The sequence below is a fragment of the Pseudarthrobacter sp. TE9888 genome (assembly GCF_056279345.1).
Genome location: NZ_JBWBRD010000002.1, coordinates 2,463,508 through 2,477,141 on the forward strand (window position 1 = coordinate 2,463,508; position 13,634 = coordinate 2,477,141).

Below are 13,634 nucleotides of genomic sequence, written 5' to 3' on the forward strand. Positions count from 1 at the left end.
GCGATGACGAGCCCGACCGTTCTGGAGCGTGGCTAGGGCTGCACGGAGTCGAAGAATCTGTATTCCGGGTCCGGCCGGCCGAGCTCGGCTTCATGGGATTTCATGCGAATAAAATCCACGTCCTGCTGGCAAAGCGTGGTCTCGCCGTGGGCATCGTCGTTGGTGCCTTGGCCTGTGGCTGCGCTGATTTCCGCGGAAATTGTCCGCGGAAGGATCATGCAGCCGGGGTTGGCCAGCAACCACTGCGTCACCGGGCCGGGAAGCCGGTTCCACTGGTCTCGAATTCGGATGTCTGTCATGGGGTGCCTTTCGTGGTGAATGCAGGACGCTGCCACGCCCGGGATGCCATGGTGCCGGCCACGGTGGACGCAGCCGGCACAGGGCGGAATGGCTTAGTCGAAGTGGACCTCGGCGGCGGCCCTGCGAAGGGATTCGAGGCGCTCTTCCTCGACCAGGCCCAACGCATCCAGCTCGTCGCTGCGGTCAGTTCGTTCCAGGGCCGCCTGGTTCGAGATATCACGAAGGATCATGCCCACGAGACGGGCCAACCCCGCCTTGAGGTCCACCAAATTGGTGTTGGTGATCAGGAGGCGGCGGTCGGAGACGCGGAGCCCCACGTCGCTGTACCCGGCATCGGCCAGGCGCTGCCGGGTACCGGATCCGTGCAGCAGGTCGACCTCACGGGGCTGGGGCCGGCGGGAAAAGACAGCCGGCACGGTGTACCGCGTGGGGCCCTGGGCGGTGCCCAGGTCGTGGGGCAACGCGGATGCGAGGACGCCGCTGACCGATAGCGCCGAGTCGGCGCGAACGGCAGAGTCTTGAATGGTGGTCATGGGGGTCTACCAGCCTTCTGAGGGTGCACTGCCGGGTCCCGGGACGCGGGCCGGAGTGGCTGCGCAGGGGACCCGGGGCCGGATCGTCTGCAGGGGAGGGGAGCGGGTTATGCCGGTCTGGCCCGTGAATCACTTGCGGCCGCCCTCGTTGTACCGATTCCTTGCCGCGCCGGCGTCGAACATGCTCGGTACGGCGTGCGCCGGCGGCCGGTGAAGGCTGCCGGAGAATCGGGCTCATTTCCGGGGCAACGGATGTCCTGTCACGATGTCCCGAGATACTTTGAGTCTACGCCCACAAGCGGGTCCGCAGGGCCCGGATCGGGAACCGGATCGCCGAAGGGAGTGCGCTGGCCGGAACGGTAGGCGGAATCAATGACGGATTCGATTTCGTCGAGCACTGTTTGGTTTCCGGGGAGGACCACATGGGCCAGGAACTCCGATTCAAGGGTTGCAATTCCCGCGGCCGCCGCACCGAGCTTGCCGTCGATGGCCATGGCAAGGGCTCGCCAGGATTTGCGGTTGGCCCGTTCGAGGACTTTCGCGTTGGCTTCCTGGATCCGGCTGTCCGCGATGTCCCCGCGTATGGCCAGGGCGCCATCCGACTGCAGCAACGGCATGACAATCCTGAATTGCCTTCCGCCGCCCCTGAAGGCCACGGCGCTCCGCTCCCCCCGCTGTGTGAACAGGATGTCCGTTGCCCCGTAGTCCGTGAGCGCCTGCCTGATGTGTTTCCGGGAAGCTTCGCTGCTGAAGGAGTCGCCGCGGGTGTAAGGGCTTGTCATCTCCTAACTATGCGCCCGGCCGCCACTCTTTCCTAACGTTGCCCTGGCGCATCAGCCGCAGAAGGGCAATGGGCCCGGCGGCCGGTGCAATGCGGTCCGGTGCCGGGTCCATCCACGTCGGTTGAGCGCGATCGACGGGCTCAGACGCCGGCGTTGTACACGTCCAGTCCAAACCGGTTAAGCCCGGGCGTCCCGGCGTAACCCAGGTACGGCAGGCCAAACGTGTCCTCGATGCTGGCCAGCAGGCTGTAGTGGTTGTAGGGGGTGGTGGACCAGGTGCCGCCCTTGGTGAACGGGGACAGCACCAGGGCTCCCACCCTGCCGCCGCCCATCCCGGTGATGCCGGGCAGCGCAGCGTTGGGTCCGGGACCTTCGCCGCAGCAGGCGCTGGCATCGGACTGCGGCCCGCCGGACTCGTCGAAGGTAATGACCAGGACGCCGTCCTGCTTGAACGCGGGCGAGGACGTAATGGCCGGCACCCACTGCTTGAGCCATTCGTCGGCGCTCGCCAGGCCGCCCGGCTGGCCGTCAACGCAGGGGGAGTCGTGGCCGTCGTGGCACAGGTTGGGGGTGATCATCGACAGGTTGGGGGTGGTGGCCGCCGAACCGAGATCAGTCTTCAGGGCGGACAGGTCCACGTCATTCGCTGCACAGTCGGGCGATCCGGTGATCCCGGCGAAGTACACGAACGGGTTGTGCCGCGCCGCGTATTGGTCACCAACCCGTGCCTTCTGCGTGTCGTCAACAGCGCCCGGGGCAGGGTGCCGGCACGGAGTGCCCATGTCCTCCATGTAGCCCTTCCAGGTTTTGCCGGCTTCTTTCAGCTGGCCGGCGACCGTGGGGACGGTGTCGGGGAAGACGCACCCGTCGCCCACAGCCTGGCCGGGGCTCGCCATGCCGGTGCCCACGAACGGGGAATAGGTCTGGCAGTCAGCCTGCATCTGCGCGTTGGGTCCCTGCCCGGAGATCTGGGCAACATAGTTGGGCTGGGAATTGTGGGCGGTGCCGTAGTACTGGTTCAGCAGGACGCCCTGGCTGCGCAGGGTCTTGGAGAGGTAGGGAGCGGCCGACGCCGGGCCCCAGGTTTCGTCGTAGCCCTTGTTTTCGAGGTTGATCACGAAGACGTGGTTGGCGCCGGGAAGGTAGCCCTGGCTTGGGGACGAGGCGGGGGCTGCGCTGGTGGCGGCGGCCGGGTTGAGGGTGGCCGCGGTCCCGCCGATGGCGGCGGCAAGCACCGCCATGGCGGCCAGGGCGGTGCGGAGTTTCATTCTCACGGGAGCTTCCATCCGTCGGCGAGGGCTTTTTCTTTCAATCCGGACCATTCCTCGGCCGGCGGCGGTCCCACCGGTGTACAGGCGGGACCGGCCACGAAGGGCGGGACCAGATAGGTGGGTGCTGCAAGGTTGGCTGGCGTTCCGAAGTCCAGGACCTCGGCGATGTTGCGGGCCGCCTGGTCGCGGGGGGTCAGGGGAGCAAGGTTCCAGCGCCACTCGATGGCCTTCAGAACCGAGGTGTGGTCGTAGACGTCGTGGGCCACGTAGCGGCGGCGTGCCCGGGGCGAGACCACCAGGGACGGCACCCGGAACCCGCGGAGTGCTGTTTCGGGGCTGCTGTCCGGCGCCGTGGCGGGTGCCACGTGGTCATAGAAACCGCCCCACTCGTCGTAGTTGACCACCAGCATGGTGTTGGCCCAGCCCGGGCCGGACGTGACGGCGTTGTAGACCTCGGCGAGGAACGTTTCGCCGGAACGGATGTCGGCGTGGGGATGATCGTCCCCGGACGTTCCGGAGCCCTCATCGGTGAACCGCGGATCCACGAAGGAAACGGCAGGCAGGGCCCCGGCGGAGCAGTCCGAAAGGAACTCCGCGTACGGGCGGGAGATGCCCTGGTACTTGGTGCCCCACAGTGCCGTGAACGGGATGTCCCCGTAGTAGTACTTGCCCGGAACGCCTGCCGCGGCCAGCCGGTCCCAGATGGTGGGCAGGGCAGAGGTGGCAGAGGAGTTATGGATCCGGTCCGTGGCCGCAGCGTGCTGGTAGAAGCGGTTCGGGTAGGTTTCGGCCATGGTGGCGGCGAAGTAGCGGTCGCATACGGTCCAGTCAGGCCCGGCCTGGCGCCAGAAGTCCAGATCGGCTTCGCCGTAGTAGCCCACCGCGAACTCGTCGTTTTCGCCGGCCCGCAGCCAGCCGTCGTTCTTGCCGTTGTTGTACTGGATCCGGCCGCCCTCGTAGGAGTGGTCCGGGTCCGGGTGGCCGCAGCCTTGGAAGTCGGCCAGGTGGTAGGTGGAGTGCGGGATGCCGTATCGGTCGGTGTAGCTGAGCCCGGACTGCTTCCCGTCCGCCCCCGGCATCCAGCCCAGGAAGTGGTCGAAGGAACGGTTCTCCATCATCACCACGATGATGTGTTCAATGCCGGAGTCGCCGGGCGCGGGAAGCGCGGGGGCTGCGGCTGAGGCCGGCCGGAAGGTGCTGCCGGCGGCCAGGGTGGTGGCGGCAGCCGTTCCCGCGGCCCCCAGGAAGTGGCGTCTTGAAAGATTCACGTCTGATTCCTTGCAGGTCAGATGGACGGCGATGCGGGCACGCCCCCACCCTGGGCCGGTCGCCGGACCGTAAGTTACTGGTCGGTAAGGTTTTTGCGTTCACCAGTAGATCACGCAGAGGATACGGACCGGGAGGAAACCGGGGTCCGTTCACGGAGAGTTCACGGAACGTTCCCGAAGCCGTCCGGCGGGTCGCTGGCCGAAGCCGGAGCGCCACTCGTCGTGAAATCCACGCCGTTCGGCGCGCCAACAGTACGTTTGCTGATGATCTGCATGATGATTGCCCAAGGCAAGGGGCCGGGCTCACTCAGGTCTTTCGCCTCTGGATCGATCAGACATCGACGTCTTCGACAAGCAAAGGGAAACAACCATGGGCTTCCTGGACCGTGACCACTCCATCGCCCCGCCGGGCTTCAACCGCTGGCTGGTCCCGCCGGCGGCGCTCGCCGTCCACCTGTGCATCGGGCAGGCCTATGCCACCAGCGTGTACAAGACCGCACTGGTCAAGCATTTCGGCGCCAGCCTGACCGAGGTAGGCGTCATCTTTTCCATCGCCATCGTGATGCTGGGCCTTTCCGCCGCGGTCATGGGGACCTGGGTGGACACCAACGGCCCGCGCAAGGCGATGTTCACGTCCGCCATGTTCTGGGCCGGCGGCTTCCTCATTGGCTCGGTGGGCATCTTCACCCGCCAGCTCTGGCTGGTCTACCTGGGCTACGGCGTGGTGGGCGGCATCGGGCTGGGCATCGGCTACATCTCGCCCGTGTCCACGCTGATCAAGTGGTTCCCGGACCGGCCGGGCCTGGCCACCGGCATGGCGATCATGGGCTTCGGCGGCGGCGCGCTGATCGCCAGCCCCGTGTCCCAGGCCCTGCTCAAGGCGTACGACCCCAACTCCGGCGCGCAGGGCTGGGTTGCCAGCGGCGATGCCGTGGGCAAGCTCTTCCTGACCCTCGCCGTCGTCTATCTCGCCTACATGCTGTTCGGTGCCTTTACTGTCAGGGTGCCCGCCGACGGGTGGCGGCCCGCCGGGTTCGACCCCTCCAAGGTCAAGGCGGCCAAACTGGTGACCAGCGAGAACGTCTCGGCGAAGAACGCCATCAAGACCCGGCAGTTCTGGCTCGTGTGGGTGGCGCTGTTCTGCAACGTCACGGCGGGCATCGGCATCCTGGAGCAGGCAGCGCCCATGATCCAGGACTTCTTCCGGCAGGCCGACGGAAAGTCCCTGGTCAGTGCCGGCGTCGCCGCCGGCTTCGTGGGGCTGCTCTCCATCGGCAACATGTCCGGCCGCTTCGCCTGGTCCGCCACCTCCGACGTCACCGGCCGGAAGCGGATCTACATGGTGTACCTGGGCGTGGGTGCCGTGCTGTACACGGTGCTGGCGCTGGCCGGGTCGAGCGCCACGGCCCTCTACGTGGTGCTCGCCTTCATCATCATCTCGTTCTATGGGGGCGGCTTTGCCACCGTCCCGGCGTACCTGCGGGACCTGTTCGGGACCTACCAGGTGGGCGCCATCCATGGCCGGCTCCTCACCGCCTGGTCCGCTGCCGGTGTGGCCGGGCCGTTGATCGTCAACAGCATCCTGGACGCGCAGGGCAAGCCGGGCCAGCTGAACGCCGCGTCCTATCAGCCCGCGCTGCTGACCATGGTGGGGCTGCTGGTGATTGGTTTCGTGGCCAACCTGCTGGTCAAACCCGTGGACCCACGGTTCCACGAATCCCGTCCCGAGCAGCACATGTCCACGAAGGAGGCCTGAAATGAGCAGCACTGCAAACACCCACGGCGCGCAGGAGCCGGTCAACAAGTCCACCGGCAGGCTGGTCCTGGCCTGGGTCCTGGTGGGAATCCCGCTGGCTTACGGCGTTTTCCAGACCCTCACCCAGGTGGCGGCGCTGTTCGGTTGATTTCCTGAACCTTTGGCTTGAGCGCCACACTGGCCCAGTTTTCAGGCACCAACGCCCGCGAAACCGTGGGGTTCTCGCCGGTCCGCCCCGAAAACCGGGCCACTCTGTGCGCCGGGCGCCACGCAGATTCAGGCCACGGCCGGTTTCATGAGCCGTCGGCGCAGGACGGTTGCGGTCACCCACGTCACCAGGCTGCAGGCAGCGGCTCCCCAGAGGATGTCCGTCACGGCCACCAGCGCGGTGAAGTCCTTCAGTACCGCGAACCCGGTCAGCGCCCAGGTGGCATAGGTGAAGAAGCCGAAGAGGGCCGCCCCGGAGACCCGCTGCCGCAGCGAGGCCCCGGAGTTGTTGGGCCGGACGCCGTAGTGCACCATGCCAGCCACGAACACGGCGTAGAACAGCACCGCGCCGGGCAGGTTGGCCTTGGGTGCCAGCAGGTGGCCGATCTGGCTCTGGTACAGCGGGTTGGCCACCAGCAGGATCCACGCCACGTCCAGGACGGCGAAAATCAGGGCGCTGACAACGTACGCAGTCAACCAGTTCTTGGTTCGGGGGCTCATGGGGGACTCCTTGCATCGGCTGCCGTTCGGGTGCGGTTCGGGAGTGGTTCGCAGCCGCGGCCGGGGGTGGACTGCCTGAACCCGAAAGCAGTACACCTCCACCCATACAATCCCGCGCCCGCTCCGAACAAACAGTGGACAAGGCCACCACGGCTGAGTTGTTGTTGGATGCAACGGTGTCCGCAGGGTGCGGACGGGACCGGCTGTGCAGCAGCGCGCGGCGGGCCAGGGGAAAGGAAGCTGTCTGTGAACCAAAAGAGTCGCAAGGCGCTCATCAGCACCGTCATTGCCGTGGTGGTGGCCGTGCTGATCGCCCTTGCCGGAAGCCAGGGCGGGTCCAGGATTGGCGGCTTCCCGGTGTTCGCGCTGGGGGTGGCCATCGCCTTCGTGATCCAGTGGCTGGTGTTCATCCCGTCCTACAAGGCGCAGACAGAGAAGTTCTATGACCTTACCGGCGCCCTGACGTATATCTCCATCACGGTGTTCCTGGTCCTGGCGTCCCCGGGCGTGGATGCCCGCGGCATGCTGCTGGCGGCCATGGTGGTGCTCTGGGCTGCACGCCTGGGCAGCTTCCTCTTCCTTCGGATCAGCAAGCACGGCAAGGACGACCGCTTCGATGAGCTCAAGCCGGACTTCTTCCGCTTCCTGAACACCTGGACCATCCAGGGCCTCTGGGTGGTGCTCACCGCTGCGCTCGCATGGGTGGCCATCACATCGGACAAGAAGGTGGGCCTGGACTGGTTCTTCTGGGTGGGCCTGCTGGTGTGGCTCGCGGGCATCAGTATCGAGACGGCTGCCGATGTCCAGAAAAACCGGTTCAAGGATGATCCCGCCAACAAGGGCCGCTTCATCAGCACCGGCCTGTGGTCCCGGTCCCGCCACCCCAACTACTTCGGCGAGATCACGCTGTGGGTGGGCGTGGCCATCATCGCGCTGCCCGTCCTGCAGGGCTGGCAGTGGGCGGCCCTGGTCTCCCCGGTGTTCGTGGCGCTGCTGCTGACCAAGGGCAGCGGCGTACCGCCCCTGGAGAAGAAGGCGGACAAGAAGTGGGGCGGCCAGGCCGACTACGAGGAGTACAAGAAGACCACCCCGGTGCTGGTGCCAAAGCTCAAGTAAGGCTTGTCCCGGAAGGACGGCCGACGGCGGCACCCGGGTGGGTGCGGCCGTCGCGCCGGCCGCTGGGGAGTTGAGGGACCTCCCAATCGGCCGTGTTAGGGAAGTACGGTGCCTACCCGGAAGCAGGTACCGGGTACTCGTGACATGTACCCGGGGGTACCCCTAGTCTTCGAGGACAGCGCGGTCATGCAGGGGCCGGGTGCGCTGCGCGTGCTGCTGGGGCATGGAGTCTCAACTCCAGGGAGCGACATTGCGAAATATCGGATTTTTTGGCAGCGGCGGCCGCGGCGGCAACCGAAAGACTTTCCTGCGTGGGGACACGGGCGGTGGCGGCCCGGCGGTCCGTCATCACGACAGGCCCCGGGACATCCGGCCCCAGGCGCTGCTGACAGCAGCCCTCCTGGCGCTGGAAGGCGGCATGGTGATGCTTCCCGTTGCCGCGACGGCGGCCGGCCCCGACCTGCCCCAGGCCACGAACTGCTCGGTGCGGATCTTCCCGGGCCTTGGCGGCCCCGGCAGCAATGCGATAGGGTCCAGCAGCAACGGCCTGGTCATCGGCATCGCCGACACCGCCGTGGGCGGGTCCGCACCAGTGCTGTGGCGGGGCGGCCAGCCCACGCAGCTGACAATCCCGCTCGACGCCGTAGCCCCGGCCGCGGTGAATGCGTCCGGAGTTGTTGTCGGTACGGGATATGACGCCGCAAACGAGGTCTTGGTCGGATGGTGGTGGCAGGACGGGCAGTACCATCCGCTGCCAGTGAAGCCCGGCGACATCGCAATACCGTCGGCAATATCGGACAGCGGCATCGTGGCCGGGGCCCTGGTGGCCGATGAAGAGCATTCGGACGGCCCCGGCGCCGACGAGGACGAACGCCCCGCCGTCTGGCCCTCCGTGACCACGACGCCGCACGAACTCGCGTTGCCTGCCGGAGCGCGGGGCGGACACGCCTTCGCGATCGGGCCAGACGGGACCGCCGGCGGGGTGGCCCTTGCCGACGACGCAACTCCGGTCCTGTGGTCGCCAAACGGCGCTCCGAAAGCACTCCCCACCCTAAGCGGGAAGGGCGGCGTCGTCCTGGGGATCGATTCGACCGGGCAGGCGCTGGGACAGAGTTCGGTGGCCGACGGAACGCATGCCGTGACGTGGGCTGCTGCCGGTGCAGTAGCCGATGTGGGCGCAGCCGCTGCCGGTCCCAAATCGAGCGCATCGTCAGGCATTGCGGGCGTCACCGTGGGAGCGGGAAGCTCGCCGTCCTTCCGCGGGGAGCGGCCCCAGGCGGTGATCTGGATCGGCAAGAGCGCACGGATCCTGCCGCCAGGCTCTGATGGACAGTTCACCGGCGTGTCCGGATCTGCGAGCTCGGTGTCCCGCCAGGGAGCGAACACCGTTGTCATCGGTTACTCAGCAGCCGACAACGGCCTGCGCCGCGCCACTGAATGGAGCTGCAAGTGAACGCCGCCCGGCTTGTGAGCCACCCGCTGAGATGGGTGCTGGCCCTCCTCCTGGGCATTGCGCTGATTCTTGCCAACTTCTACTACCTGTCAGGTTCGAGAGACTCGGAAGCCAGCGCCGCTACCACCGTGAGCCTTGGATTCGCTGGTGACACCGGGGGAAACACGGTGACCGGCAAGGTCATCGATGCCGCGCACAACGGCGGCGTCGCAGCCATGTTCAACCTTGGAGACCTGTCCTACTCCCAGATCACTCCGGAATCGGCCTGGTGCTCGTTCGTCAAGCAGCACGCCGGGACGATGCCTTATGAATTCATAACTGGAAACCACGAGGACGACGGACCTGATGGAGTGTGGACCAACTTCGCATCGTGCCTGCCGGACCAGCTCGGCTCGGTGGGGAACTATGCCCAGCAGTTCTACACGGATTACCCCGCAAGCAGCCCCTTGGTTCGGATGATCATGGTTTCCCCGAAGCTGACCTACAGCGGTTCGGGCCTCGACTGGTCCTACAAGTCTGGCACCCAGGGCTACAAGTTCGTGACGTCGGCAATTGATTCAGCGCGCGCTGCCGGGATCCCGTTCATTGTGGTGGGCATGCACATGTATTGCCTGTCCATGGTCAACTATCCCTGCGCCGCCAGCCCGGATCTGATGAACATGCTGGTCTCCAAAAAGGTAGATCTGTACCTGCAGGCCCACGACCACGCGTACGCGCGCAGCTATCCGCTCGCGCTCAAGGGCAGCTGCACCGCCATCCCAGTCAGCAGCTTCAACCCTGACTGCGTGGCGTCCACTGATCCGAATGGCCAGTTCGCGGCCGGTACCGGGACGATCCTGGCCACGGTTGGTTCGGGCGGCAGGTCGATCAACAGCGAGAACAACACCACCACTGCGCCGTACTTCCAAAGCTTCATGGGCAGCAACAACAACCCCACCTATGGCTTCCTGAAGGTATCGGTGACCAGTACCACGCTGACCGGTTCATTCGTCCGCGCCTCCGGTGGGACCTACACAGATAGCTTCACTGTCACCAGGTCCGGGCCCTTCCCCACGCCCACGCCGACGCCGACCCCCACACCGACCCCAACCCCCACACCGACCCCAACCCCAACCCCCACACCGACCCCAACCCCCACACCGACCCCAACCCCCACACCGACCCCAACCCCCACACCGACCCCAACGCCGACTCCCACTCCTACACCGACTCCCACCACCACGACGCCGGCCCCGTCCGCCATCGCGGTCCGGTCCACGGCCAGCGGAGCGGGGGAGTTGACCACGGCGGGCTCGTACACGCCGGGCCTGCCGGCGGGCTGGCAACCGGGCGACACGGTCTTCCTGTTCTCGCAGGTCACCGTCTCCGCGTCGGCGAACACCACTGCCCCGGCAGGGTGGACGCGGGCGGTCGGTGACTTCACGAGCGCAAGCTCCACGTCCGCCCACCAGGCCGTCTGGTACCGGGTGATGCAGTCCGGCGATACCGCACCGAGCGTGGCGGAGCCCGCCTCCAGGTATGCATGGTCGACCGTTGCCGTGCAGGGCGCCAACACCACCACGCCTCTGGACGTCACCCCCGCCACGGACACCAACAGCGGGGTGGCCTACCCGGGCGTACGGGCACCGTCCATCACGCCGGTGACCCCCGGCGCGCTGCTGCTGACAGCCCACGGCGTGCGGAACGGCACGAACTCGGCGACCACGTCCTTCTCGCCGCCAGCGGGAATGGGTGAACAGGGCGACTCGACGTCGAACATCGCGTCGAAGTCGAACGCGGCCCTGGAAGTGGACTCACTGGCCCTGACCGATACGTCCGCCACCGGCGCCAAGGTGGCAACCGCATCGTCAAGCTCCGGCACGGTGATCAACCAGTGCGGAACGGCGATCGTCGTACGGCCCGCCGGATGACCTGACGCCGAAGCAGGCGACGGCGGCACCCACCCCGGGTGCCGCCGTCGGCCGTTAATCAGCTACCATTTAACCCATCAAGGGGAGTACTCCCGTCTGTGAGTGGCCCTTCAATACGGATGCAGCGAAGCATCCCGGGCCACCGGCTCCGGTAGAACCGGGCGGAGGAGACCTTGGCGTAACTGTCAGCGCCAACCCCTTGGAGTACCCCATGCAGGTCACACCGCTCATCTGGATCATTACCATTGCCGTGACGGTCCTGTTCTTCGTTTACGAGTTCTTTGCGCACGTCCGCAAACCTCACGAACCGTCCATTGGCGAGTCGGCACGCTGGTCGGCGTTCTACATCGGGCTTGCGCTGGTGTTCGGCGTCGGGATCGGGACGGTCTCGGGCTGGACGTACGGTGGCGAGTACTTCGCCGGCTACCTCACCGAAAAGGCCCTGTCGGTGGACAACCTCTTTGTCTTCCTCATTGTGATGACTGGGTTCGCCGTCCCCAAGATGTACCAGCAGAAGGTGCTGATGGTGGGCATCATCATCGCCCTCATCCTGCGCGGCGGGTTCATCGCCGTCGGCGCCACGCTGATCGAAAACTTCTCCTGGGTGTTCTACATCTTCGGCGCCCTGCTGCTTTTCCTCGCGTACCGGCAGGCGTTCGGCGGCCACGACTCCAACCCCGCTGACGGCCGTTTCATGAAGCTGGTGCGCCGGGTCCTTCCGGTCACCCCTGAGTACCACCGTGACCAGCTCACCGTGAAGCTGGACGGCAAGCGGTTCGTGACGCCCATGCTGCTCACCATCATCGCCATCGGGTTCGTGGACCTGGTCTTCGCCGTCGACTCGATCCCCGCGATCTACGGCCTGACCAGCGAGGCCTACATCGTCTTCACCGCCAACGCCTTTGCCCTGATGGGCCTCCGGCAGCTGTTCTTCCTGATCGGCGGCCTGCTGGAACGCCTGGTCTACCTGGCGCAGGGACTGGCCGTCATCCTTGCGTTCATCGGCGTCAAGCTGGTCTTCCACGCACTGCACGTCAACGAGCTCCCGTTCGTCAACGGCGGCCAGCCGCTCCTGTGGGTCCCGGAGATCCCCATCTGGTTCTCCCTGGTCTTCATCGGCGCCACCATCCTCGCGGCCACGGCGGCCAGCCTGGCCAAAACCCGCGGTGGGCATGCGGTCCAGGGTGCGCACGCAGGCGAGGAAGCGGTCACTGCGGCGGGCACCCGGCGGTAGTCCCGGGCCGGCTACCCAAACAGGACGGACGACGGCGGCACCCGGGTTGGGTGCCGCCGTCGCGGGATCCCTGCTAGAGGGAAAACGCCCAGCGCCTCCATTTGCCGGGCATTCCGCCCGGCCTGGGGCCCAGGGCGCGTATTCGTTTCTTGTACCAAACGTGCAGCAAGCCCATGAAGGCAACGTTCAGCACAAGCAGTACAGCCACAATGACCACGAGGACATCCTTGCCTTCCTGGTATTCCAGGTAGCCCGCCTGCCCGTACACCAGATCGCCCGTCACCAGTGGCATGACAAGCTCTTTGAGCCAGACAACCGTCCCGCCCAACGCTGCCGGCAAGGGAAAGCCAAGGGCCATAAAGAGCCAGCACTTGCCGGCCAGTCTTCTGCACCGCTTATCCCATGCCGCCGTTAATTCTGGCTGGGCAGTTGCCACGTCCTGCGTCATTTTTCCCCCAATAGCGATTTGATGCGGTGCCTGCCGCCGCCTAGCGTTGCCGCATCGAAAGCACTTCCTGAATCCGGTTCAGGTAAGGCCGCGAATAGCTTTCCCACCACTCGTGTGGGCTGGATGCGAATGCAGCGCCGCCAGGAAGTTCAAGGACAGCTCCCATGGTGAGAATACATCCCGACGGTGTCGGCTCAAGGCGATAGGTGAAGCGCTGATTTATCCTGTCCTGGTTAATTGGCCTGGTCGTTGCCCACCAAGGGCTTTCTTCCCCGATAACCTCAATGATTGAGGCGGATCCGTCCTGCCCGATGAAGCACTGCTGTTCCCCGACACCTTTTGGCGTTCCCGGAACAGTGAATCCGTGCTTGGCATCCGATAACAACACAGCGCTCTCAGCTGGCCGTATGAGGGACCAGACAGTGTGGGCATCGTGCTGGTAGGAAGCAGATGCGTGGAAGCTGTGCACTTCCGCGGGGGCACCGGCCGCGGTTGCACTGATCTCTGCTGCCGATCGGATTGCTTGCTTGTTGTTGCGGTTGATCACAACGGAAATGATGAGCAGCAGCAAAAGCATTGACGTGGCAACCGCAAAGATTCCAAATCCAAGGTCTGAACGGCCGAAATGGCTGATAACGGCGGAGATCACCACTATGGACAGATAACCAGCAAAGAAAAGAGTGTTGTGAAGGACTTTGTATATTGTGACCACCGGCCAATTATCGCGGGACGTGTTGCACCGGAAACCGCTGCGGCCACAGGTTTGGCGCAGGAGTCCGGAAGGATTGTCACACCACGGGCGGAACCGGCAACCTGGGCGGTTTGCAGCCGCTAGGCTCTTCCGTGGCGCCAGCG

At 65.7% G+C, this 13,634-nt stretch carries 14 protein-coding genes; 6 read left to right on the forward strand and 8 right to left on the reverse strand.

Going from position 1 to position 13,634, the window contains the following annotated elements:
* Positions 1–32 precede the first annotated feature (32 nt).
* The 5 genes from ACZ9J7_RS12100 to ACZ9J7_RS12120 all read right to left on the reverse strand — a co-directional run bounded on the left by ACZ9J7_RS12100 (position 33) and on the right by ACZ9J7_RS12120 (position 4,154).
* Positions 33–299, reverse strand: a complete 267-nt coding sequence (locus ACZ9J7_RS12100; RefSeq protein ID WP_476209669.1) for a hypothetical protein — start codon at positions 297–299, stop codon at positions 33–35.
* A 93-nt stretch (positions 300–392) separates the two neighbouring features.
* Positions 393–833 (reverse strand): hypothetical protein, encoded by a 441-nt coding sequence (locus tag ACZ9J7_RS12105; RefSeq protein WP_476209670.1) that lies wholly within the window; start codon positions 831–833, stop codon positions 393–395.
* A 260-nt stretch (positions 834–1,093) separates the two neighbouring features.
* Positions 1,094–1,615: a hypothetical protein gene (locus tag ACZ9J7_RS12110; RefSeq protein WP_476209671.1), complete on the reverse strand. Its 522-nt coding sequence runs from the start codon at positions 1,613–1,615 to the stop codon at positions 1,094–1,096.
* A gap of 140 nt (positions 1,616–1,755) precedes the next feature.
* On the reverse strand, positions 1,756–2,883 hold the full coding sequence (locus tag ACZ9J7_RS12115) for an alkaline phosphatase family protein (RefSeq protein ID WP_476211847.1): 1,128 nt from the start codon (positions 2,881–2,883) through the stop codon (positions 1,756–1,758).
* Positions 2,884–2,885: 2 nt separating this feature from the next.
* The gene (locus ACZ9J7_RS12120; protein ID WP_476209673.1) at positions 2,886–4,154 is read right to left on the reverse strand and encodes an alkaline phosphatase family protein; all 1,269 of its coding nucleotides are present in this window, start codon (positions 4,152–4,154) and stop codon (positions 2,886–2,888) included.
* 370 nt (positions 4,155–4,524) lie between these two features.
* Between ACZ9J7_RS12120 and ACZ9J7_RS12125 the strand changes: the two genes are divergently transcribed.
* The gene (locus ACZ9J7_RS12125) at positions 4,525–5,910 is read left to right on the forward strand and encodes an OFA family MFS transporter (protein WP_476209675.1); all 1,386 of its coding nucleotides are present in this window, start codon (positions 4,525–4,527) and stop codon (positions 5,908–5,910) included.
* Between the two features lies 1 nt (position 5,911).
* On the forward strand, positions 5,912–6,058 hold the full coding sequence (locus tag ACZ9J7_RS12130; protein ID WP_476209677.1) for an MFS transporter small subunit: 147 nt from the start codon (positions 5,912–5,914) through the stop codon (positions 6,056–6,058).
* A gap of 128 nt (positions 6,059–6,186) precedes the next feature.
* Here the strand turns inward: ACZ9J7_RS12130 and ACZ9J7_RS12135 are convergent, their stop codons facing one another.
* Entirely contained in the window at positions 6,187–6,618 is a 432-nt protein-coding gene (locus tag ACZ9J7_RS12135; protein ID WP_476209678.1) for a DUF2177 family protein, read from the reverse strand.
* A gap of 246 nt (positions 6,619–6,864) precedes the next feature.
* Here ACZ9J7_RS12135 and ACZ9J7_RS12140 point away from each other — a divergent pair, with 246 nt between their 5' ends.
* The 4 genes from ACZ9J7_RS12140 (at position 6,865) to ACZ9J7_RS12155 (ending at position 12,331) form a co-directional block, all read left to right on the forward strand.
* On the forward strand, positions 6,865–7,734 hold the full coding sequence (locus ACZ9J7_RS12140) for a DUF1295 domain-containing protein (protein ID WP_476209680.1): 870 nt from the start codon (positions 6,865–6,867) through the stop codon (positions 7,732–7,734).
* Positions 7,735–7,984: 250 nt separating this feature from the next.
* Positions 7,985–9,187: a hypothetical protein gene (locus ACZ9J7_RS12145; protein ID WP_476209682.1), complete on the forward strand. Its 1,203-nt coding sequence runs from the start codon at positions 7,985–7,987 to the stop codon at positions 9,185–9,187.
* Positions 9,184–11,097, forward strand: coding sequence for a metallophosphoesterase family protein (locus ACZ9J7_RS12150; RefSeq protein WP_476209684.1), 1,914 nt, complete (start codon positions 9,184–9,186; stop codon positions 11,095–11,097). The genes ACZ9J7_RS12145 and ACZ9J7_RS12150 overlap by 4 nt, the downstream gene beginning before the upstream one ends.
* 211 nt (positions 11,098–11,308) lie before the next feature.
* Complete coding sequence (locus ACZ9J7_RS12155; RefSeq protein WP_476209686.1) at positions 11,309–12,331, forward strand: TerC family protein; 1,023 nt, start codon at positions 11,309–11,311, stop codon at positions 12,329–12,331.
* 73 nt (positions 12,332–12,404) lie between these two features.
* Here the strand turns inward: ACZ9J7_RS12155 and ACZ9J7_RS12160 are convergent, their stop codons facing one another.
* Together ACZ9J7_RS12160 and ACZ9J7_RS12165 are read right to left on the reverse strand one after the other, a co-directional pair.
* Positions 12,405–12,779, reverse strand: coding sequence for a hypothetical protein (locus ACZ9J7_RS12160; protein ID WP_476209688.1), 375 nt, complete (start codon positions 12,777–12,779; stop codon positions 12,405–12,407).
* Positions 12,780–12,819: 40 nt separating this feature from the next.
* Positions 12,820–13,491 (reverse strand): hypothetical protein, encoded by a 672-nt coding sequence (locus tag ACZ9J7_RS12165; RefSeq protein ID WP_476209690.1) that lies wholly within the window; start codon positions 13,489–13,491, stop codon positions 12,820–12,822.
* Positions 13,492–13,634 lie beyond the last annotated feature (143 nt).

What these genes read in the sequence shown, in the direction of transcription:
- ACZ9J7_RS12115 (WP_476211847.1), bottom strand. Translation starts at nt 2,883, where the DNA reads ATGAAACTCCGCACCGCCCTGGCCGCCATGGCGGTGCTTGCCGCCGCC.
- ACZ9J7_RS12125 (WP_476209675.1), top strand. Translation starts at nt 4,525, where the DNA reads ATGGGCTTCCTGGACCGTGACCACTCCATCGCCCCGCCGGGCTTCAAC.
- ACZ9J7_RS12105 (WP_476209670.1), bottom strand. Translation starts at nt 833, where the DNA reads ATGACCACCATTCAAGACTCTGCCGTTCGCGCCGACTCGGCGCTATCG.
- ACZ9J7_RS12155 (WP_476209686.1), top strand. Translation starts at nt 11,309, where the DNA reads ATGCAGGTCACACCGCTCATCTGGATCATTACCATTGCCGTGACGGTC.
- ACZ9J7_RS12130 (WP_476209677.1), top strand. Translation starts at nt 5,912, where the DNA reads ATGAGCAGCACTGCAAACACCCACGGCGCGCAGGAGCCGGTCAACAAG.
- ACZ9J7_RS12100 (WP_476209669.1), bottom strand. Translation starts at nt 299, where the DNA reads ATGACAGACATCCGAATTCGAGACCAGTGGAACCGGCTTCCCGGCCCG.
- ACZ9J7_RS12110 (WP_476209671.1), bottom strand. Translation starts at nt 1,615, where the DNA reads ATGACAAGCCCTTACACCCGCGGCGACTCCTTCAGCAGCGAAGCTTCC.
- ACZ9J7_RS12160 (WP_476209688.1), bottom strand. Translation starts at nt 12,779, where the DNA reads ATGACGCAGGACGTGGCAACTGCCCAGCCAGAATTAACGGCGGCATGG.
- ACZ9J7_RS12135 (WP_476209678.1), bottom strand. Translation starts at nt 6,618, where the DNA reads ATGAGCCCCCGAACCAAGAACTGGTTGACTGCGTACGTTGTCAGCGCC.